Raw genomic sequence first — 19600 nt, 5'->3', positions numbered from 1 at the left:
AAGGCCTCGATATTGCTTTGAAACCGGAATGCAGGGCCGGGTTCAAGGACAATTGTGTCCTCAGATTACTGCAGGGCGCGCATCACTGCTTAAGCGTGCTTTCGAGCCCGGCGCGCGGGCGCGACCGTCTATTTGTCAGGAAGACGAAAGATTTCGCGAGCGGCCGAAAGCGAGCCGGTCGAGCACCCAGACGGCCAGGATCGTTGCGCCCATCAGCGGGAAGATCACGCCGAGCACGGCAAGGCCCGCCTTCCACGCACGCATGGGCGGCGCGGCGCGCTCGCGCGACGGAGCGCCAATCCCGCGTGCTGCGCGGTCGGTGCGGGCGGGGCGGCGCAGCCACCACATCGTGAAGCCGGTGACGGCCAGCATCGCAAGCCCGAGCGAGATCGCCGCACAAATCAGCTGGTTCGTGAGGCCGAAGTAGCGCCCCATATGCAGCGACGTGCCATACGCAATGGCCTGCGAGACCGCGCCGTAATCGGTGTAGCGGATGTCCTTGAGCACGGCGCCGCTGTACTGGTCGATATAGATCGTGCGTTCCGCTTGCGGGTCCGCCGGGAAGTACGAAACGACGTAGACGCCCGTTGCCGTCGCGGGCAGCGCGACGTCGTAGCCGCTTTCCACGCCGAGCGCGCGCATTTGCGCGACCACCTGATCGAGCGTCCAGTGCGAGGCGGGTGGCGCGCTCGCCTCCAGCGATTGCGGCACCGGCACGGCGCCCACGGCCCACGGCACGTTGGGGAGCGGCAAGTCGTCCATCACCATGCCGGGCATCGACGCCATGTCGTGGCCCGCGTGCTCCGTCTCCGAGGCGTGATTCGCTTGACCGCTATGGTTGGCGTGGTCCGCAGATACCGTGCCTTGCGCACCAGGCAGCGTCGAATGCAGCGGCAGGCCGCCGCCCCATGCGCCGCGCGGCTCGCCGAGACTCGCACGCGTCGCGAGCGCCTTGAACTGCTTGCCCCACGAGCCCGTCCACGGCAGGCCGCTCACGACGAAGGCGAGCGCGCCCACCGCGAGCCAGATGCCGATTGCGCTGTGCAGGCTCTTCCAGAACGGCCGGCCCGTTGCGCCGAAGCGCGGCCACAGCGCGGCAAGTATCGTCCGCCACCGGGTCGAGCCCCGCTCGCTGGCCTGGCGCGGCCACCAGAGCGCGACGCCGGTCACGATCATCACGAGCGTCCAGCAGGCGGCGAGCTCCATCAGCAACTCGCCGGGTTTGCCGAGCAGCAGCTTGCGATGCAACATGCGGTCCACCTGCATGAAGCGGCGCTCAACGTCGAGCGTGCCGAGCACTTCGCCGCTGTACGGGTTCAGATAGACGCTCTCCTTGGCGCCGCCCGCGAGCGCGAACACGAACTCCGCGCTGCGCGCGGGATTCGCTTCGATATGCGCCCGCACGGGCCGCGCGCCTGGCGGCAGCGCAGCGCGCGCCCGCGCGAGCAGGACATCGGCGGGCAGGCGAGGCGTCGCGGCCGGCGCGACCACGAGCCGGTGCGGATACAGCAGCGGCTCGATCTGAGGCTGGAAGCAATAGATCGTGCCGGTGATCGCGAGCACGATCAGAAATGGCATGACGAACAGGCCGGCATAGAAATGCCAGCGCCATAGCGTGCGATAGCCGGGATGAACGGCGCCGGCGGCGCGGGCGGCGCGCGTGCCGGAGACGGGCAGCGTAGCGGACATCGGATGCTCCTCATGGTCCGGCGCGGCGGCGCGGGTCGCGCGCCGGGCCGGTGGTTGCTGTTGCGGTTGCGATGGTTGCGACGTTTTCCGCAGGGACGAATGCAGGCGCTGGCTCACAGGCCGAGCTTCGCCTCGACGTAATACGTGCGGCCCGGATAGGGGTGGTAGACGAAGTAGCGCGCATCGAACAGGTTGTCGATGCCCACGCCGATCTCGCTCCTCTTCGTGGGCCGGAACGTGTACTTGATGTCGGCGACCGTGTACGTGCTCGTGCCGCCGAACACGTCCGGATTGGTGTCGGTGTTGGTGAGCGTGTTGTACTGGCGCCCCGAATAGCGGGCTGCGAGCGTGAGCGCGTTCTTAGCGTCGAAGCGGTAGGTCGCCACGAGATTCGCGCGCCACAGCGGAATCCGGTAGAAGTACTTACCAACGCTCGCCGGATTCTGTGCATTGGCGAGAATCTTCGACTGCGTATAAGCCACGTTCGCCGCAAGATCGAGGCCGTGCACGACCACGTCCTCCCCTTGATAGCTCGTTTCCACGCCGCGCGAGCGCACTTTGCCGATGTTCTGGAAGTTCGTCACGTTCGGAATGACCGTGGTGTCGGTCTGGCTGAAGATCGTGTTCTTTACGTCATCCTGAAAGAGCGTGAAGCGGAACAGGCCGTTCCAGTGCGCCCATTCGGCGCTGAGCTCTTTCGAGAGATCGTCTTCGGGGCGCAGGTTCGGATTGTTGTTCACGATCGACGAGCCGTTCACCTGCCCCTGGAACAGTTCGCTCACGGTGGGGAAGCGATACGCGCGCGCGATGGAGGCGCGCAGCGTGAGGTCGTCGGTGACGTCGAACGAGAGCGAGGCCTTCGGCGAGAGGTGGCGATCGCCGGCGCTCGCATAGGGCAGGCTCGAAGCGCCGAGTGCCTGGTAGCCGTCGTAGGCGCGCCAGTCTTCGTAGCGCACGCCGTAGACGAGCTTCCAGCGCGGCAGGAAGCGCCACGCGTCCTGCGCGTAGAACGCCTGCGTCTCGGTCTTGCCGGAGAACGCGTTGGCGAAGCTGCCCGCGCCGCCGTCGCGCCACGCGAGCGTGTTCCAGGTCTGGTTGTCGACGAAATAGTTGTCGTAGTGGTAACCGAAGCTGAGCCAGTGCGCGCCGAGGCCCGCGTCGGGCCGCTCGGGCGTCCACGTCGTCCTGAGGTCGAGCGTCTTCCAGCCGGTGCCGTCGCCGAGCGTCATCGTACCGGGGCCATCGCCGGGGCCGCCGGCATTGGCGGTGCGCGCGACGCTGTTGCTTACGTCGTAGTACGAAGCAATGGCCTCGGCGTTCCAGCCGCTCGCCTGATGCGTGCGCAGCGAAACGCCGTAGAGCCAGTTCTCGCTCCAGCCGCGGCTGGGCGCGAGCGCGGCGGCGGGGATCGTGTACTCGTAGCCCCCCATCGACACCTTGCCGCTATAGACCGGGTTGCCGTTCGCATCGTAGAGGAACGTCGAGGTCTGGCTGTCGTAGGTCTGGTGCCAGTAGCCGAGCGTCGCGCCGCCTTGCACGGTGGGCGTGAAGTCGTATTGCATGCGCAGCTTGAACTGGTCCTGAACGGTGTGCTCGATGCCCTCGCCGTTCACGCCCAGCACGGCCGTGGGCGTGTTGGTCTGATTGTTGTAGAAGTACGCGCCGTGTACGGGAACGTCGCCCGGTTTCGCGGGCGTCTGTGATTGCGCGAGCGTCGCGAACTGCAGCGGCTGGCTCGTGTTCTCGAGGTGATTGACGCCGAGCAGGTACGAGAACTTGCCGATCGCGTCGCCTATCGAGGCGCTCATTTCGCTGCCGTTGAAATTCTGGTTCACGCCATAGAGGCTGAAGTGCTGCGCGAACGCCTTGACGTCCGCATTGGCTTCGAACTGCTTCGGCATGCGCGTCGTGATCAGCACCGTGGCGCCGAGCGAATTGCCCGGATAGAGCGCCGAATACGGCCCGTAGATCACGTCCACTTGCTGGATCTGGTCGGGAAACACCATCGACCAGCGCGGCGGAAACGAGTAGCTGTTGCCGAGCAGATTCGAGAGCAGCAGGCCATCGGCATAGACGAGGCCGCGCGCGCTTTGCGTGTTGCTCGTGCCGCGCACGGCGATGATCGAATTGAGGTCGCCGACGAAGCGCTTGCGGACCGCCAGATTCGGCAGGTACTTGAGCACGTCTTCGGTGTTGACGACGTTCCAGTTCTGGAACTGCGCCGGCGTGACGGTCTCGACCGTGGCGGGCAGGTTCGGGTCGACGGCGGGTATGGCGGCGCTGGCCGTGCCGCCGCTCGCGGCGCTCACGGCGACGGTGGGCAGCGTGGCGTCGGCGCTGGCGTCGGTCGTGTGGACGGACGCGGAGCTGGACGTCACCGCGTCGGCCGCAAAAGATGCGATGGGCGTCAGAGACGCAATGGGCGCGAGCAGCGACAGCGGCACGAGGCCGAATCCTGTCCGCGTGAGCGGGCCGCTAAAAGACGGCTTGAAACGTGGCTTGAAAGACGCGCCAAGGCACGCATGGAGCTGCGAGCGAATGCGCGCGCCGCGCGGGGTGGGCGTGGACATGACGAAGTTTCCCGAAGGCGATGGACGTGCGGCTGCACGCGAGCACCGCGCAATCGCCCCGATAGACGGGCTTGCGCGTGCTACAGCACGGGTTTCGATGCACACGCGACGATGCGCATTGCCGACGCTATCGACAACGCGGGGGCCTGCGCCCGATCATGCGTGGCGCGGGCAGACTGAATCGCGAACGTGGGTGCGAAAGAAACGCGAACGTGCAGCCGATGACGGCGGCAGTCAGGAAACGAATGGTGGGGCGCGTGGCCTGCCCGTGGGGAAGGCGCCAAACGGCGTGTGGCGGGTGGAGAGCGGCGCGACGCGCTCGAGCGTGGCCACGAGTGCGCGCGAGGACTCGGGCACGGGGACGCCCGGCATCGCGACATGATGTTCGAGCAGATGGCAGTAGCCGCATGCGCCGAATGCATCGTCGTGCGAAAGATGCGGCGCGGTAGAGGCCGGCTGCATCGCGGAGCAAAGCGTTGCGTCGGGCTCGTGCGCGTGATGCGCGGCAACGAGCTGACTCACGAGCGGCGCAAGCACGATGAGCCACATGGCGACGAGGCCAAGCCATGCGGTCAACAGGGTGTGTTTGCGTAAGTTCATGACGGAGCGAGCGATTGCGCGGCGCAGTCTACCATGATGTGCGCGAGTTGCGCATGCGGGCTATCGCGCTGAAGACGGTCATAAGCAGCGGAGTATTGGGGGAGAGCGGGGCGCGAGAATCGATTTGCGGCGGCGATTTCGAACATGTTCTATGGCGAGTGCGTGGGCGGCGAGCGACAATTGCTGCTGTCTGCAACGATTTATGGCGCCGCCTTTTTCGCGGCGAACGATCATGCCCGTCTTTTCAATTCGCCAGGCGCCCAGCCTGAGATGGATGGCCCGCACCGCCGAGCCTTGTGGTGTACGCGCGCTGCGCCATGATGGCGATGCCGCCGCGCTGGAGCATGCGCCGTCCGCTCGCGAAGCCAGAGCGCGGGTGAGCCGTTGCGGCATCGAATTGCCCGACGGGTATGCATTGAGGCTCGAAGCGCGCACCCATGCCACCGCGCGCAATCCGGCCGGCTGCCCACTCGAGGGAAGCGTGCTGCGCCAGTGGTGCGTACGCAGGCAGTGTGGCGAGTGCCCTCATCAGGCAAAGTCCGCTGGCCCCGCATTTCTTCAGAATCGCATGTGAGCTTTTGAGGCGTTGCTTCTGGCAGCTCCCCTTCCTCAGGTCAAAACCCGGCCGATTCAGGCCAATTCAGGCCGAATCCGGCGTCGAGGCCTGCTCGCGCAGCGCCTCCAGTTCCGCTACCACCGCCTCCGAGAGCGCGCCCACATCGTTGGTCCATTTGCCGGCTTCGCGCATCGTTGCGCGTAGTTCCAGACAGGCCTCGTTGAGCATCGAGGGGCCCAGCACGGCAAGACCGCCCGAGACGCGATGCGCCCAGTCGCGCAGTTGCTGGAAGTCACGCGCCGACGCAATCTGCGCATAGTCGGCGATATCGTGGTCGGCCTGCTCGACAAAGAGCGGCGCGAGCGCGGGCGACAACGCGGGAAAGCGCGGTAGATCGTCGTCGTCATCGTCGTCGTCGGGCTGTGCACCGGTGCGAGCAGCAAGCGCCTGAGGGGTTTCCATCGGGCTCATCGCGGCCTCGGCGACGGCGGCCTGCACCACGCTGCGCGGATTCGCCGCCACGTCGGCGAGCACGCGCGCAAGCGCCGCGAGCGGCACAGGCTTGCTCAGATAATCGGTGAAGCCGGACAGGCGGCCTTGCGCGATCTGCTCGGGCAGCGCGTTGCCGCTCACCGCATAGACAGGCAGCCCCACGTGCTTCGCGCGCGTGGCCTGCAGCAGTTCGTAGCCGTTCATCTTCGGCATGTTGAGGTCGGTGAGCACGACGTCCACATGCACGTCGTCGAGCCGCGCGAGCGCTTCTTCGCCGTCCTTCGCTTCGGTCACGTTCGCACCGAGCGTGCGCAACTGATCGCGCAGGAGGCTGCGATTGAGCAGATTGTCTTCGGCAATCAGCACGTTCAGCCGCCGGAAATCGCTGTCTTGCAGCGGCTCTGCTCCGGCAGATCCGGCAGCCGCTCCAGCGCGAATCCCCGCGCCGGTCGGCACGGTGGGTGCGGCCGCGCCGGCCCGGCCACGCAGCATTTGCGTGGCGGTACGAATGCCCGCGAGACTGTAGAGACTCACTTCCGCGCCGCCGTCTTCGCGCGCGAGCGGCACGAGCGGTCCGTCCTGGCGCAACCACACCACGTTGGCCGTGCCGCCCCACAGTCGCTGCACGTCGTCGACCGAAAACTCGCCCGTCACGAGCAGATAGTCCCATGTGCCTTCGCGCGGCGGCGCTTCGTTGGCGCTCAGCCAGGTGGGCGTGCTGACCTTGGGGTCGAAGAGATTCGTGAGCCATTCGTGATTTTCGGGCGCGCGGCACAGCATGGCCGGATGCACGTCGGGCAGAGCCCATTCCTCGCCCGCGGTGGCCTTGCCTTCCACGCGCAGCGGCAGCGTAACGATGACGCGCGTGCCCACGCCGAGCGTGCTCTCCACCTCGCAGCGCCCGTGCATAAGTTTCGCGAGGCGTCCGCAGATCGACAGGCCGAGGCCCGTGCCGCGCGCCTCCGTGAGCCGGTGCTCGTCGCCCTGCGTGAACGGCTGGAACAGCCGCGCCTTGAGCGAGTCGGGCATGCCCACGCCCGAGTCGGCCACGCTGATTTCGAGTGCGTTGTCGCGCCAGTTCGCGCGCAGCACGACCTTGCCCGAGTGCGTGAACTTGAACGCATTGCTCAAGAGATTGTTCACGATCTGCGCGAGCCGCACGGAATCGAAGTAGAGCCGTGCGGGAACGCTGCGCTCCATCACGAGATAGAACGGCAACTGCTGCCGCGCGGCAAGCGGCGCATGCGCGAGCGCGATGCGCACGAGCAGCGCCGCAATCGATTCGGGCTCCTCAGAAAGCGTCATCGCGCCGACGTCGATCTTCGAGAAGTCGAGCACGTCGCTCACGATCTGCAGCAGTTCCGAGGAAGACACCTGCATGGCCTGCACGCGCGCCTCCTGCTCGGGTGCAAGCGGCCCGCGCGCCACCAGCTCGATGTTGCCGACGAGCGAGGCGAGCGGCGTGCGGATCTCGTGGCTCATCGCCGCGAAGAAGCTCACCTTGCTGCGCGCGGCTTCGTCGCTCGTGCGCTTCGCTTCGCGCAGCAAGCGCTCGGCCTCGTAGTGCTGCGACATGTCGGCGAAGGCGCAGAACATGACGTCCTCGCGATACATCGACGCGGGCGCGTAGGTGATCTCCAGATGCACGCTTTCGCCGTCGTCGCGCACGAGCGAGAACGGCAGGACGTGGATCGGCGTGTCGCCGGCCGTCGACGGCACGTAGGGCAGATGCTTCTCGAACTCGACGCACAGGGCGCCGGGCAGCCGGGTGGCGTGCGTGTCGAGGCCGAGCACGTTGCGCACGATCTGGTTTGCGATCACGATTTCGAAGTCGCGCTGCCGCACGATGCACAAGCCGACCGGCGTCGCGTGCACGAGCAGGTGGTTGAGCAGCTCGCCTTCGAGCGCGCGCGTGGCTTTGGCATAGGTGCGCTCGAGCACGTGCCGGTTCCAGTAGCGCGCGAGCGCGACGAGCAGCGCCACGAGCGCCGCCGTCATCAGCAGGATGACGGCGAGCGGCGTGCGGATCAGCGCGAGTTGCGCATCCCAGGGCAGCGCGAGCGTGTAATGGCCGAACTGATATTCGAGCGGCTGCTCGCGCAGCGCCCAGCCGAAGCGCGGCAGCAGGTGGAAGCGCTCGACGGGCAGTGTCGCGACCACACGGTCGACGTACTGCGCGGCCGGTGCGGACAAGGTTCCGGCCAGCATCGTGCCGTCGCTGTCGAACAGGGTTGGCTCGATGTCCGGGGTGTCCGGAGCCTGCACTTTCGGCAGCGCGCCCAGATCGACGCTCGTGATCACCAGCGCATAAGGTTTGGCATCCTTAAGAACAGTTGCCGCCCCCAGCATGAGCTGGGAGGGAAAGCCTAGCCCGGGCGGGGGGCGGAACCAGATCACGTCGCGCCAGTGGCCCTGATCCATCGGGTCGATGCCGTGCGCGCTCATGCGCAGCAGCGCGGCGTCCACCAGCATGCGCGCGTCATCCACGCCCTCGTGCAAGGGCTCGTGGTTTTTGCTGTGCGGGTTTGGCGTGAGCTGGTATCCCCATGCGGCGCTGCCGTCGAGCAGCACGAAGAGCATCGGCGAATCCGGGCTGACGCGCGAAGCCATCTGCGCGGCGCGCTCGCACAGCGCCTGCACAGCGGGCGAGCCGGCGACGCCCGCGAAAGCCGGTGCGCAGCGCTGTGGCGTCTCGGCAATAGACGGCGGCGTGAACCTGCCCGCCTCCTCCAGCGAGAACAGCAGCCGCATGCTCGACAGGAGGGAGTAGCGGCGCAAAAGGAACTCGTTCGTTTGCGCCGTGAGCGTGCGCAGCTGCGCGGCCTGGCTCGAGAGCGAGGCCGCGCCGATGCTGAACGCCGCCACGCACGCGGCCACGAGCCCCGCAAATGCGAGCAGCGCGAGCAGCATGGCGAAGACGCGCCGCTCGCGCTTGAGGTTGCGTTCGAGAGCCTTGAGCGCGTCGAGGGGCGAAGCCAGCGAGGCCATGCGCCGTTCCATCATGCGAATCCGTGTTCGCTCGCGTAGCGGATCAGGTCGGCGTTCGATTCGAGGTGGAGCTTGCGCATGGCCGCGCGCTTCTGGGTGGCGACGGTCGTCACCGAGCGGCTCAGGCGCTTCGAGATTTCCGTGACGCTCAGGCCGAGTGCGAAGAGACGCACGACTTCGAGCTCGCGCGGCGAGAGCGGGTTGGTGCGGCGGAATTCGTCGGCGGTCGAGCCTTCCGTGGCGAGCCGCTCAGCAATGCGCGCGGAGAGCGTCGTGCCCGGCTCGACCAGCGCGCGCTGGCAGACTTGCGCGAGCGTCGGGATCGGCTCGTCCTTGCCGACGAGGCCGGCCACGCCCAGCTCGGCGAGCTCGTGCAGGATGCCGCCATTGGTGAGCATCGTGAACACCACCACGGGGATGTCCGGATAGAGCCGGCGCAGGCGGCTGATGAGGCGCAGCCCGTCTTCGTCCTCGAGCCCGCCTTGCATCGAGAAGTCGGTGACGATGAGGTCGCAAGGGGTGCTGCGCAATGTGTCGACGAGCTCGGCGCCCGACCCGGCGGTTGCCACGACCCGGTGTCCGGGTAGCTGGCCCAGATAGTCGGTGACGGCCGAGAGCACGACCGGATGGTCGTCGGCCACCACGATCCGCAGGTCTTGTATGGCATTCGTCATGAGCGTGAGCGCTTGCTGGATTCTCAGTCTGAAGGAAGGCGCGAGGCCGGCCCCGCGGCAATGCCGGATGCCTATCTCATTATATGTCAGCGGTCTGTCTGGCCTGTTGCAGGGTGTCGCGGTGCTTCGCGCAGGACTACGGTCCGTGGCACAGGTCAGGCTCGTCCGGGCGTTGCGGCATGCGGTTGCGTTATCAGCGGCATTGTCGGTTGCATCATCGATCGGCTTGCGGATGCGCTGCGCCGGTGCCATGCGCGTCCGCCGTGTTGGCTGCCGGACAGCGCGCGTGGAAGCAGGCGACCGAAAAGCGGGCTTCGCTGCCCGATGCCGTGGCGCAGGCCTGGAGGCACGAGCGCGTGGGCATCTGCGCGAACCGCAGCGGCGCGGGGCGCATGCGCGGCTGAGCGGCATGGGCGGCTTCCGCGCGGCCGTGCGCGGGTGCGCTGGCAGGCCTCGCGCTGGCGAGGCAGAACACGACCGCCCACGCCATCATGGCCCAGCCGAGGGCGCCGCCCGCCGCAATCAGCCAGAAGGTGGAACCGGGCTCGCGCCAGAGCAGGAACAGCGTGGCGAAGAAGGCGATGTAGAAGACCGGCAGGAGGTAGACCCCGAAGCCGCTCGCCGAGTCGCAAGCGCCCAGGATCCACGACGCAGCGGATCGTTTCTGACGAAGGGGTTGGACGATGGACATCGCGGTATCGGGTTCGAGTGGGTTGGGAGCAAGGCGACGTTGTTCGCGTCATGTCTTGACTCTATCGCTTGAGTCTGACGAACAAAATCGGACGATTTCGAGAAACGATGGCGTGGATTCGTGAGGATTCGCGTGGCGCAAGATGGCCATGCGGAGGGGTATGCCGCGCCGCAGCATTGTGCGGCGACGGCCCGGAGCCCGGTGGCTTTCGGCGGCGCGGCGCGAACTCGATGCGCCGCGCATGGTCCTATCCCGCCAGGGAAGGGCCGGCATGGCCGCCGCGGTTGCCCGCGGGAAACGCACAGATTGCGTCGATGCAGCGGCCGGCGACCATGCACGCTATCCTGTGGCGCTTCGCGCAGCCCTTGCGCGCGCGAGCCTCTTCTTCATGGCTTTGTCTTGACAGGAACCACTCAATGCGCCGACGTCAATTTCTTCTCAGCTCCAGCGCCGCGCTTGCCGCGAGCGGCCTCGCTCTCGCCGGCTGCACGACGACCCCGCTGGGCTCGGGCAACAGCGCCGCCCAGAACGCGGCCAGGCGCAACGCCATCGACGCGAGCGTGGACGCCACGCTTACGCGCCTCTATAGCACGGTGACCGGCTCACGCGAGTTGCTTTCGAAGGCGAGCGGCGTGCTGGTATTCCCGAGCGTGATCGCGGCGGGCTTCTGGATCGGCGCGCAGTACGGCACCGGCGCGCTGCGCGTGGCCGGGCGTAGCGAGGGCTACTACAGCACGCTCGGCGGCTCGTTCGGCTTGCAGATCGGTGCGCAGTCCAAGGCCATCATCTTCGCGTTCATGAACCAGGGCGCGCTCAACGACTTCGTGAACAGCCAGGGCTGGTCGGCCGGCGCCGACGCCACGGTCGCGCTCGTGACCGTGGGGGCGAACGGCAATATCGATACCTCGACGGCAACCAGTCCCGTCGAGGCGTTCGTGCTGACCAATGCCGGTCTGATGGCCGGTGTTTCGCTCGAAGGCGTGAAGGTCTCGCGGCTGGTGATCTGAGCGCCGGCCGCTGCATCGGCCCGATTCTTCAGACTTCATCCGCTTCATGCAGGCAGCCGGCACTATTCTGCCGGCTGCATGAAAGTGCATTTTTTGAGCGGTCTTGCCCTTTTTGCCACGCGGCCACGCTCCGTGGGACGGCCGATTGCCGGGTTAACTATGATTTTGGAAATATTTAAATCTAAACTATACTGATCTGGCGTCGGGCATGGTCGTGCCGTGCGCCAGAGAAAGATTATCGAAGGGGACGGTCATGGCAGAGCGGTCGTTTGTCGAAGAAGTGAAGAAGCTGCGCCTGGGCGCGGGCGAGGTGTTCAGCGGCGAGGGCATTCTCGCCGTGACGAAGGCGCTGCTCGAATCGGGCGTGGCCTATGTGGCTGGCTATCAAGGCGCGCCGATCTCGCATCTGATGGATGTGCTCGCGGACGCGCAGGACATCCTGAGCGACCACGGCATCCGCTTCGAGAACAGCGCGAGCGAGGCCACCGCCGCAGCGTCGCTGGCCGCTTCGGTCAACTATCCGCTGCGCGGCGCGGTCACCTTCAAGGCCACGGTGGGCACCAATGTAGCGTCCGACGCGCTCGCGAATCTCGCCTCGGGCGGGGTGACGGGCGGTGCGCTCATCATCGTCGGCGAAGACTATGGCGAAGGCTCCTCGATCATGCAGGAGCGCAGCCACGCGTTCGCGATGAAGTCGCAGATCTGGCTGCTCGATCCGCGCCCCAATCTGCCCTCGATCGTGCAGGCCGTGAAGGACGGCTTCGATCTTTCCGAGGCCAGCAACACGCCCGTCATGCTGCAATTGCGCATTCGCGCGTGCCACGTGCACGGCCAGTTCGTCGCGTCCGGGAATCGCCGCTCCGCGTTCACCATCAAGGACGCGCTCGAGCATCCCGCGCGCGACGTCGAGCGCATCGTGCTGCCGCCCGCGAGCTTCCTGCACGAGCGCGAAAAGATTCACGAGCGCTGGCCGGCCGCCGTGAAATTCATCGAGGAGCGCCAGCTCAACGAATTTTTCTCGGCCGGCGCGCGCGACATCGGCATCGCGGTGCAGGGCGGCAGCTACAACACGGTGCTGCGCGCGCTGGAGCGGCTCGGCCTCGCGGACGTCTACGGCGAAACCGACATTCCGCTCTACGTGATGAACGTCGCGTATCCGCTCATCGATCCGGAGTGGGAACGATTTTGCGCGGGCAAGCGCGCCGTGCTCGTGATCGAGGAAGGGCAGCCGAACTTCGTCGAGCAGAACGCAAGCGCGATCCTGCGCCAACGCGGCGTGAGCGCCGCGCTGCATGGCAAGGACGTGCTGCCGCTCGCCGGCGAATACAACGCGGCCACGGTGATGAAGGGACTGCGCGCGTTCTTCGAGCGCTACGGCGTGCTCGAACCGCAACCGGTGCCGCGCAAGGTGATTCCGGTGAAGGCGGTGGCCGCCGAAGCTGCGGCCGTTGCCAGCTCAGCGCCCGAGGCCGCGCAGGCCAACAACACGCAAGGCGTGGAAAGTGGGGAAGGCGTCCAGGCGGCGACCGTGCCGCCACTCGACGCCAGCGTGCACGCGCGCCCGCCCGGCTTCTGCACGGGATGCCCGGAGCGCCCGATCTTCACGGCAATGAAGCTCGTCGAGCGCGAGCTGGGCCCGCACCACGTGAGCGCCGACATCGGCTGCCATCTGTTCTCGATCCTGCCGCCGTTCAACCTGGGCGCGACGACCATGGGCTATGGTCTCGGCAGCGCGAGCGCATCGGCGCTCAATGCGAGCGCGGACAAGCGCGCCATTTCGGTGATGGGCGACGGCGGCTTCTGGCACAACGGCCTCACGAGCGGCATCGCCAACGCGGTATTCAACAAGAGCGACAACCTCACGATCGTCGTCGACAACAGCTATACGTCGGCGACGGGCGGCCAGGACATTCTTTCGTCGACGGCGCTCAACCCCACGCGCAGCACCGGCCACGAAATCGAGCAGGCAGTGCGCGGCGTGGGCGTGAAATGGGTCAAGGCGGTGCGCCGTACCTACGATCTCAAGACGATGATGGCGACGCTCAAGGAAGCGCTCACCACCAGCGAGAAAGGGCCGAAGGTGCTGATCGCACAGAGCGAGTGCATGCTGAACAAGCAGCGCCGCGAGAAGCCGAAGCAGCGCAAGGCCATCGCCGCGGGCGAGCGTGTGGTGCGCGAACGCTTCGGCGTGGATTCGGACACCTGCACGGGCGATCACTCGTGCATCCGCCTCTCGGGCTGCCCGTCGCTCTCGATCAAGCCGAACCCCGATCCGCTGCGCACCGACCCGGTCGCGAGCGTGCTCGACAGTTGCGTGGGCTGCGGGCTGTGCGGCGAGGTTTCGCACGCGGCGGTGCTGTGCCCGTCGTTCTATCGCGCGCAGATCATCAGCAATCCTACGAAAATGGACAAGCTGCGCCAGCGCATGCGCGATGCGGCCATCGGCTGGCTGCAACGCCGCGAGGCGCGACGCCGCGCGCGCCATGCCTTCTGAGCATGCCTTCCGACTCTTGGGCTAGACCATGAACAAAGCACAACCGATCAAGATTGCGATTCTCGCCATGGGCGGCGAGGGCGGCGGCGTGCTGGCCGACTGGGTCGTCGACCTGGGCGAGCACAACGGCTATTACGCGCAGACCACCTCGGTGCCGGGCGTCGCGCAGCGCACCGGCGCGACGATCTACTACGTCGAGCTCTTCGCGCGCGACGAGAGCGAGCCGCGCACGCCCATTCTCGCGCTGATGCCGTTGCCCGGCGACGTCGACGTGGTGCTGGCCTCCGAGCTGATGGAGGCGGGCCGCGCCGTGCAGCGCGGGCTCGTGACACCCGAGCGCACGACGCTCGTGGCCTCGACGCATCGCGTCTATTCGATCGCCGAAAAGACCGCGATGGGCGATGGCCGCGTGGACGACGGCGCGCTCGTCGCGCATGCGGGCCAGGCCTCGAAGCGCTTCGTGCGTTTCGACATGGCGCAGGCCGCCGAAGCAAGCGGCAGCGTGATCAGCGCGGTGCTGTTCGGCGCGCTGGCCGGGACCGGCGTGCTGCCGTTCAGCCGCCGCCAGTTCGAGGAAACCATCGAGCGCGGCGGCGTGGGCGTGAAGCCCAGCCTGCGGGCCTTCGATCTGGGCTATACGCGGGCGGGCACCGACGAGACACAGGACAGCGCGCAGAACGGCGCGCAGCCTTCCGGGCAAGGGCCAGCGCCTGCGCCTCGCGATCCCGCCGTGGCCCGTCTGCTCGAACGCGTGCGCGCGGAATTGCCGGCGGGGGTCCAGTCGTTCGCCATCGAGGGCGTGCGCAGGCTGATCGATTATCAGGACCCCGAATATGCGGCGCTCTATCTCGACCGGCTCGCGAACCTGCGCCGCACGCTGCCCGACGCGCCGGAAGCCTTGTTGCGCGAAACGGTGCGCCATCTCGCGCTGTGGATGTCGTATGAGGACACGATCCGCGTGGCCGACCTCAAGACGCGCGCCTCGCGTTTCGACCGCGTGCGCGGCGAGGTGCGTGCGCAGCCGGACCAGCTGCTCGCGATCAACGAGTTCATGCACCCGCGCATCGAGGAGATCTGCGAGACGCTGCCCGCCGGGCTCGGCCGCTGGCTCGCGAAGCCGCACGCGATCCACCGCCTCGTCAAGCGCCATACGAAAGCGGGGCGCGTGGTCAGGACGAGCTCGCTGCGCGGTTACCTGATGCTCTACGCGGTCGCGCGTCTGCGCGGCATGCGCCGGCGCACGCTGCGTTACGAACTGGAAAGCGCGCGCATCGAGGCCTGGTTGCAGCAGATCGTGCAGTCCGCGCAGCACAATCCGGCGCTGGCCACCGAAGTCGCGCAATGCCAGCGTCTCGTGAAGGGCTACAGCGACACGCATGCGCGCGGGCTCGCGAACTACCAGACCCTCATGGGCGCGGTCGGGCGCGCGGGCGCGCGCCTTGCGCCCGCGACCTTGCGCGAGCTGCGCGACGCGGCGCTCGCCGACGAGCACGGCCACAAGCTGCGCGCCGCGCTCACGCGGCACGCGCTGGCATAATCGCCGCGCGTCCTTCGAGGGAGACATCGCAATGAAAACGAACGCGCCCGTGTTTCGCCGCCAGCACAAGATTCACTTTTCCGAATGCGATCCGGCCGGCATCGTGTTCTATCCGCAGTACTTCGTGCTGTTCAACGATCTCATCGAGTCGTGGATCGACGCGCTCTTGCCCGAGGGCTATCACGGCGTGATCGGCGCGCGCCGCGTGGGCATGCCCACGGTGCATCTGGAGGTCGATTTCAAGGCGGTCAGCAAGATGGGCGACGAAGTGTGGCTCTCGCTCGAGGTGGCGCGCATCGGCCAGGCGTCGCTCACGCTCGCGTGGGCCTGCACGGGCACGGACGGCGTCGTGCGCATGAGCGCCCAGCAGACCATCGTGACGACGTCGCTCGACACCCATAAGGCCATGCCGATTCCGGACGATTTGCGTCGTGCGATAGAAGGCGCCGCGCAAGAGGCCGAGGCGCGCGCAAGCGAGGGCTGAGCCGTTCGCGCGTGCGGTGGCGGGGCGCGCGTGCCCCGGTGTCAGGCCGGTGGCCGGTGCAGTTCGATCAGCATGCGCAGCGTGGCCTTCAGTTCTTCGGCCTTTTGTGCACCGAGCGGCGCAAGCACCTGATCCTCGTGCCGCCTGGCCTGCACGATCAGTTCGGAGACGAGCTTCTGCCCTTGCGGCGTGATGCGCACGAGCGTGACGCGCCGGTCCGTCTCGCTCGGAATGCGCTTGACGTAGCCCTGCGCCTCCATGCGGTCGAGCAGACGCGTCACGGTCGGCTGTTTCGTAACGGAAATTTGCGCGAGGCGACCGATGCTCATCGCTTTCCCATCGGAAAGTGTGGAGAGCACGCGCCAGTCCGAGATCTCGAAACCGGCTGCCTGCACGATCACGTGGAATTCACCGGAGATCAACTGGCTGACCTGGGCAAGGAGCGCCGGGGTGTAACTGTCGACAAAGCTGCAGGGGGGAGACAGGCTCATACAGGGAAATTGCGTAAGGACGGCCACGGGCTGCGGAACGCGGACTGTCTCCGCCGGAACGCAAACATACCATGGCCCTCGCGCGCGAACGCGGTTCGCAGACGGGGTCGCAAACATCGGCCAGCCCCTTGTTGCCGAAAGGAAAAAAGGGGTTAACCATGATTTTGAATTGATTTAGACCTAAAGATAATTTTAGCGCGTCCGGCGTACTGTGTGGCGATGTGCAGCACAGGCGCCAGGCAGAGTATGGAACGCGGTGAACGAGGAGAGGAGCGCAAGATGACGAGCAGTCTGGAGCAACTGACCACCGATCTGGCGAGCGGCCGTGTGCGCGTGGTGGATCTCACGCAAACGCTGTCGCCCGAATTTCCGGCGCTGCAATTGCCGCCGCAGTTCGGCCAGGTATGGGCGTTCAAGATGGAGAAGATCAGCCAGTACGACGAGCAAGGCCCCGGCTGGTACTGGAACAATTTTTCGTGCGGCGAGCATACCGGCACGCACTTCGATGCACCGGTGCACTGGATTTCCGGTAAGGACCACGCGCAGAACGCCGTGGACACCATCGACGTGAAAAATTTCATCGCGCCGGCCGTGGTCGTGGACGCGAGCGCCGAAGTGGCCGCGAATCCGGACTGGCTCTTGACTGTGGGCTTTCTGGAGGCGTGGGAGGCGCGGCACGGCCGCATTCCCGCAGGCGCGTGGGTCCTGCTGCGCTCGGACTGGTCGAAGCGCACGGACCCGGCCGAGTTCCTGAATCTGCGCGACGACGGCGCGCATACGCCGGGGCCGACGCAGGAGGCCGTCGAGTGGCTGATTCACGAGCGCAAGGTGCATGGCTTCGGCGTCGAGACCATCAATACCGACGCGGGGCAGGCTTACGCCTGGCCCGTGCCGTATCCGTGCCACACGCTCATGCATGGGTCAAACCGTTATGGCCTGCAGTGCCTGAAGAACCTCGATCAGTTGCCGCCCACGGGCGCGGTGATCGTCTCGGCGCCGCTGAAGATTCAGGCCGGGTCGGGCAGCCCCCTGCGCGTGCTCGCGCTCGTGCAGGACTGAACGCGGCGGGCGCGCGCCGCTGCCCGATCAGCGGCCCGTGCCCAGCGCGTGCTCGAGCACCGAGAAGGTCCGTTCATCGGTGCGATCGAAATAGAGCGGCGTGACCGAAACGCGCCCCGAGTTCACCACGGCCGTTTCCGAATCGGGTCCGTTCTCGCGCGGGCCGCGCGTGAAACGCAGCCAGTGATATTCGATCCCGCGCGGATCGATCTGCGGGACCACATCGATGCCCTGCACGAGTCCCACGCCCTGACGCGTGACCGTGAGCGGTCCCGCCGCACTCGCCGCCACATCGGGGAAATTCACGTTCAGACACACCGGCGCCTCGTGCGAAATCGCCGCGAGGCGACGGATCACGTCGGGCGCGAGCGCGCGGGCCGTATCCCAGCGCACGTGCTCGCGGTCGCGGAAGGTCTGACTAAGCGCGATCGACGGCAGGCCGAGCAGCAGGCCCGTCATGGCCGCGCCCACCGTGCCCGAAAACATCGTCTCCACACCAAGATTGGCGCCGCGGTTGATGCCCGAGAGCACGAGCGTGGGCGTCACGTCGCCCATCAGGTGGCGCACGGCCATGACCACGCAGTCGCCGGGCGTACCGAGCACGCCGAAGCGGCGCTCGCCGCGTCGGCTCACGCGCAGCGGCGAGTGCAGGCTGATCGAATGGGACGTGCCGCTCTGGTCGTGCTCGGGCGCGACCACCCACACTTCATGCGCGAGCTCGGACGCGACGGCTTCGAGCACGGCGAGACCGGGCGCGTCGATGCCGTCGTCGTTGGTGAGGAGCACGCAGGGCAGTTTCGATTCGGTTGCGGACATGGCGGGTCTCTTTCGCGGATGGCGATTTTCGGTTGGACGGTTGCGCGGGAAGCGGAGCGGCCATTATCGGCGATCGAGGCGAGCTGAGCCGGTTGAGCGCTATTTCGCGACGGATCAGGGCCTATCCGGGATAGACTAGCGGGTCGGCGGCGGCGCGCTCCCGGGCCGGCACGTCCGGGCCCGGAAGCACGATGCCGCCGAGCCAGTTCGAGTCCATTGCATTGATGCGGCCTGCCTGCCGCGAGGAGACCCCGTGAAGTCGCAAGACCTGCCAGATATTGCTCGCGTACTGTTTATCGTCGCGATTCTCTGCGCATTGACGGTCGGCTCCCTGTACGTCATGCGCCCGTTTATTCCGGGGCTCATCTGGGCCACCATGATCGTCGTGGCGACCTGGCCCGCGATGCTCGCGGTCGAGCGCCGCTGCGGCAAGCGGCGCGGGATCGCCACCTTCATCATGCTGCTGATCCTGCTGGTCGTGATCGTCCTGCCGCTCTATGAAGCGATCTCGACGCTCGCCGAGCACGGCGGCGAAATCATGGACGTGATCCGCAAGCTGCCCGGCTACGCGTTGCCGCCGCCGCCCGACTGGATTCACGACGTGCCCGTGGTCGGCACGCGCGTGGCCGGCGAGTGGCAGACGCTCTCGGACGCCGGTCCCGGCGGCCTGCTCGCACGGCTCGAGCCCTACGTCTCGATCGCGGCGCACTGGCTCATCGGGCATGCCGCTTCGGTGGGCGTGTTCGTGATCCACATGGTCGTCACCGTGATCATCACCGGCGTGCTGTACATGCAGGGCGAGCAAGCCGCCGCCTATGTCCTGCGCTTCGCGGAGCGCGTCGGCCCGCGTTACGGCGCGGAGGCCGTGCGCCTCGCCGGCGCCGCGATCCGCGCGGTGGCGCTGGGCATCGTCGTGACGGCGGTGCTGCAGTCGGCGCTCGGCGGCATCGGGCTCGCGGTGGCCGGCGTGCCGGGCGCGGGCGTGCTCACCGCCTTGATGCTCATGCTTTGCCTCGCGCAGATCGGGCCGGGCCTGCCGCTGTTCGGCAGCGCGATCTGGCTGTTCGTCCACGACGCGCACGTCGCCGCGATCCTGCTCGCGGTCTGGTCCGTGCTGGTCGTCATGCTCGACAACTTCGTGCGGCCGGTGCTGATCCGGCGCGGCGTGAACCTCTCGATGCTGCTGATCCTCTCCGGCGTGCTCGGCGGCATGTTCGCGTTCGGCATCGTGGGGCTGTTCATCGGGCCCGCGATTCTCGCGGTGTCTTCCGCGCTGCTGAGCGCCTGGATGGACAAGGCGCCGGTGCCTTCCGCCTGATTTTCAGGCACGGTTTCCGCCCCGACGAGGCCCATCCCGCAGGCCGTCCTCGGCCCCACGCCCCTCTGCCCGGCACCCGGCAGCGAAGCAGGCAGCAAAGCGGCACGCCAGCCGAATCGACGTTACGATGACGG

The 19600-nt window shown here is 67.1% G+C and carries 15 protein-coding genes; 7 read left to right on the top strand and 8 right to left on the bottom strand.

What is annotated here, in order from left to right; all coding sequences use genetic code 11:
* Positions 1-135: 135 nt before the first annotated feature.
* From U5775_RS10600 to U5775_RS10590, 3 genes are all read right to left on the bottom strand, one after another.
* Positions 136-1689, bottom strand: a complete 1554-nt coding sequence (locus U5775_RS10600) for a PepSY domain-containing protein (protein ID WP_322058089.1) — start codon at positions 1687-1689, stop codon at positions 136-138.
* Positions 1690-1802: 113 nt separating this feature from the next.
* Positions 1803-4259, bottom strand: coding sequence for a TonB-dependent receptor (locus tag U5775_RS10595; protein WP_322058088.1), 2457 nt, complete (start codon positions 4257-4259; stop codon positions 1803-1805).
* A 234-nt stretch (positions 4260-4493) separates the two neighbouring features.
* The gene (locus tag U5775_RS10590) at positions 4494-4859 is read right to left on the bottom strand and encodes a DUF2946 domain-containing protein (protein WP_322058087.1); all 366 of its coding nucleotides are present in this window, start codon (positions 4857-4859) and stop codon (positions 4494-4496) included.
* 274 nt (positions 4860-5133) lie between these two features.
* Here U5775_RS10590 and U5775_RS10585 point away from each other — a divergent pair, with 274 nt between their 5' ends.
* On the top strand, positions 5134-5433 hold the full coding sequence (locus U5775_RS10585) for a hypothetical protein (RefSeq protein ID WP_322058086.1): 300 nt from the start codon (positions 5134-5136) through the stop codon (positions 5431-5433).
* A 66-nt stretch (positions 5434-5499) separates the two neighbouring features.
* On the opposite strand, the gene U5775_RS10580 is transcribed toward U5775_RS10585, so the two are convergent.
* The 3 genes from U5775_RS10580 to U5775_RS10570 form a co-directional block, all read right to left on the bottom strand.
* Positions 5500-8895: a hybrid sensor histidine kinase/response regulator gene (locus U5775_RS10580; protein ID WP_322058085.1), complete on the bottom strand. Its 3396-nt coding sequence runs from the start codon at positions 8893-8895 to the stop codon at positions 5500-5502.
* A gap of 11 nt (positions 8896-8906) precedes the next feature.
* The gene (locus U5775_RS10575) at positions 8907-9569 is read right to left on the bottom strand and encodes a response regulator transcription factor (RefSeq protein WP_322058084.1); all 663 of its coding nucleotides are present in this window, start codon (positions 9567-9569) and stop codon (positions 8907-8909) included.
* Positions 9570-9783: 214 nt separating this feature from the next.
* Positions 9784-10260, bottom strand: coding sequence for a hypothetical protein (locus U5775_RS10570; protein ID WP_322058083.1), 477 nt, complete (start codon positions 10258-10260; stop codon positions 9784-9786).
* 416 nt (positions 10261-10676) lie between these two features.
* Between U5775_RS10570 and U5775_RS10565 the strand changes: the two genes are divergently transcribed.
* The 4 genes from U5775_RS10565 (at position 10677) to U5775_RS10550 (ending at position 15782) form a co-directional block, all read left to right on the top strand.
* Positions 10677-11267 carry a YSC84-related protein gene (locus U5775_RS10565; RefSeq protein WP_322058082.1) on the top strand — a complete coding sequence of 197 codons (591 nt, stop codon included), beginning with the start codon at positions 10677-10679 and terminating at the stop codon, positions 11265-11267.
* 253 nt (positions 11268-11520) lie between these two features.
* Complete coding sequence (locus U5775_RS10560) at positions 11521-13761, top strand: indolepyruvate ferredoxin oxidoreductase subunit alpha (protein WP_322058081.1); 2241 nt, start codon at positions 11521-11523, stop codon at positions 13759-13761.
* Between the two features lie 28 nt (positions 13762-13789).
* Positions 13790-15298 carry an indolepyruvate oxidoreductase subunit beta family protein gene (locus U5775_RS10555; protein ID WP_322058080.1) on the top strand — a complete coding sequence of 503 codons (1509 nt, stop codon included), beginning with the start codon at positions 13790-13792 and terminating at the stop codon, positions 15296-15298.
* A 31-nt stretch (positions 15299-15329) separates the two neighbouring features.
* Positions 15330-15782 carry a thioesterase family protein gene (locus U5775_RS10550; RefSeq protein WP_322058079.1) on the top strand — a complete coding sequence of 151 codons (453 nt, stop codon included), beginning with the start codon at positions 15330-15332 and terminating at the stop codon, positions 15780-15782.
* Positions 15783-15823: 41 nt separating this feature from the next.
* Here U5775_RS10550 and U5775_RS10545 read toward each other — a convergent pair whose 3' ends face one another.
* A complete protein-coding gene (locus U5775_RS10545) occupies positions 15824-16273 on the bottom strand; it encodes a MarR family transcriptional regulator (protein ID WP_322058078.1) in 450 nt (149 codons plus the stop codon).
* A 279-nt stretch (positions 16274-16552) separates the two neighbouring features.
* Between U5775_RS10545 and U5775_RS10540 the strand changes: the two genes are divergently transcribed.
* Positions 16553-17332: a cyclase family protein gene (locus U5775_RS10540; RefSeq protein WP_322058077.1), complete on the top strand. Its 780-nt coding sequence runs from the start codon at positions 16553-16555 to the stop codon at positions 17330-17332.
* Between the two features lie 27 nt (positions 17333-17359).
* Here the strand turns inward: U5775_RS10540 and surE are convergent, their stop codons facing one another.
* Complete coding sequence (gene surE / locus U5775_RS10535; protein ID WP_322058076.1) at positions 17360-18148, bottom strand: 5'/3'-nucleotidase SurE; 789 nt, start codon at positions 18146-18148, stop codon at positions 17360-17362.
* A 253-nt stretch (positions 18149-18401) separates the two neighbouring features.
* Between surE and ydiK the strand changes: the two genes are divergently transcribed.
* A complete protein-coding gene (ydiK, locus tag U5775_RS10530; protein ID WP_322058075.1) occupies positions 18402-19466 on the top strand; it encodes an AI-2E family transporter YdiK in 1065 nt (354 codons plus the stop codon).
* Positions 19467-19600 lie beyond the last annotated feature (134 nt).

The sequence above is a fragment of the Paraburkholderia sp. J63 genome, assembly GCF_905220245.1.
Taxonomy (GTDB): domain Bacteria; phylum Pseudomonadota; class Gammaproteobacteria; order Burkholderiales; family Burkholderiaceae; genus Paraburkholderia.
Note: the sequence above shows the minus strand (reverse complement) of the source record. Positions and strands in the feature narration are given on the sequence as shown.

Excerpts from the sequence above, each read along its gene's own strand:
- U5775_RS10600 (WP_322058089.1), bottom strand. The coding sequence starts at position 1,689 with ATGTCCGCTACGCTGCCCGTCTCCGGCACGCGCGCCGCCCGCGCCGCC.
- U5775_RS10595 (WP_322058088.1), bottom strand. The coding sequence starts at position 4,259 with ATGTCCACGCCCACCCCGCGCGGCGCGCGCATTCGCTCGCAGCTCCAT.
- U5775_RS10590 (WP_322058087.1), bottom strand. The coding sequence starts at position 4,859 with ATGAACTTACGCAAACACACCCTGTTGACCGCATGGCTTGGCCTCGTC.
- U5775_RS10585 (WP_322058086.1), top strand. The coding sequence starts at position 5,134 with ATGGCCCGCACCGCCGAGCCTTGTGGTGTACGCGCGCTGCGCCATGAT.
- U5775_RS10580 (WP_322058085.1), bottom strand. The coding sequence starts at position 8,895 with ATGGCCTCGCTGGCTTCGCCCCTCGACGCGCTCAAGGCTCTCGAACGC.
- U5775_RS10575 (WP_322058084.1), bottom strand. The coding sequence starts at position 9,569 with ATGACGAATGCCATACAAGACCTGCGGATCGTGGTGGCCGACGACCAT.
- U5775_RS10570 (WP_322058083.1), bottom strand. The coding sequence starts at position 10,260 with ATGTCCATCGTCCAACCCCTTCGTCAGAAACGATCCGCTGCGTCGTGG.
- U5775_RS10565 (WP_322058082.1), top strand. The coding sequence starts at position 10,677 with ATGCGCCGACGTCAATTTCTTCTCAGCTCCAGCGCCGCGCTTGCCGCG.
- U5775_RS10560 (WP_322058081.1), top strand. The coding sequence starts at position 11,521 with ATGGCAGAGCGGTCGTTTGTCGAAGAAGTGAAGAAGCTGCGCCTGGGC.
- U5775_RS10555 (WP_322058080.1), top strand. The coding sequence starts at position 13,790 with ATGAACAAAGCACAACCGATCAAGATTGCGATTCTCGCCATGGGCGGC.
- U5775_RS10550 (WP_322058079.1), top strand. The coding sequence starts at position 15,330 with ATGAAAACGAACGCGCCCGTGTTTCGCCGCCAGCACAAGATTCACTTT.
- U5775_RS10545 (WP_322058078.1), bottom strand. The coding sequence starts at position 16,273 with ATGAGCCTGTCTCCCCCCTGCAGCTTTGTCGACAGTTACACCCCGGCG.
- U5775_RS10540 (WP_322058077.1), top strand. The coding sequence starts at position 16,553 with ATGACGAGCAGTCTGGAGCAACTGACCACCGATCTGGCGAGCGGCCGT.
- surE (WP_322058076.1), bottom strand. The coding sequence starts at position 18,148 with ATGTCCGCAACCGAATCGAAACTGCCCTGCGTGCTCCTCACCAACGAC.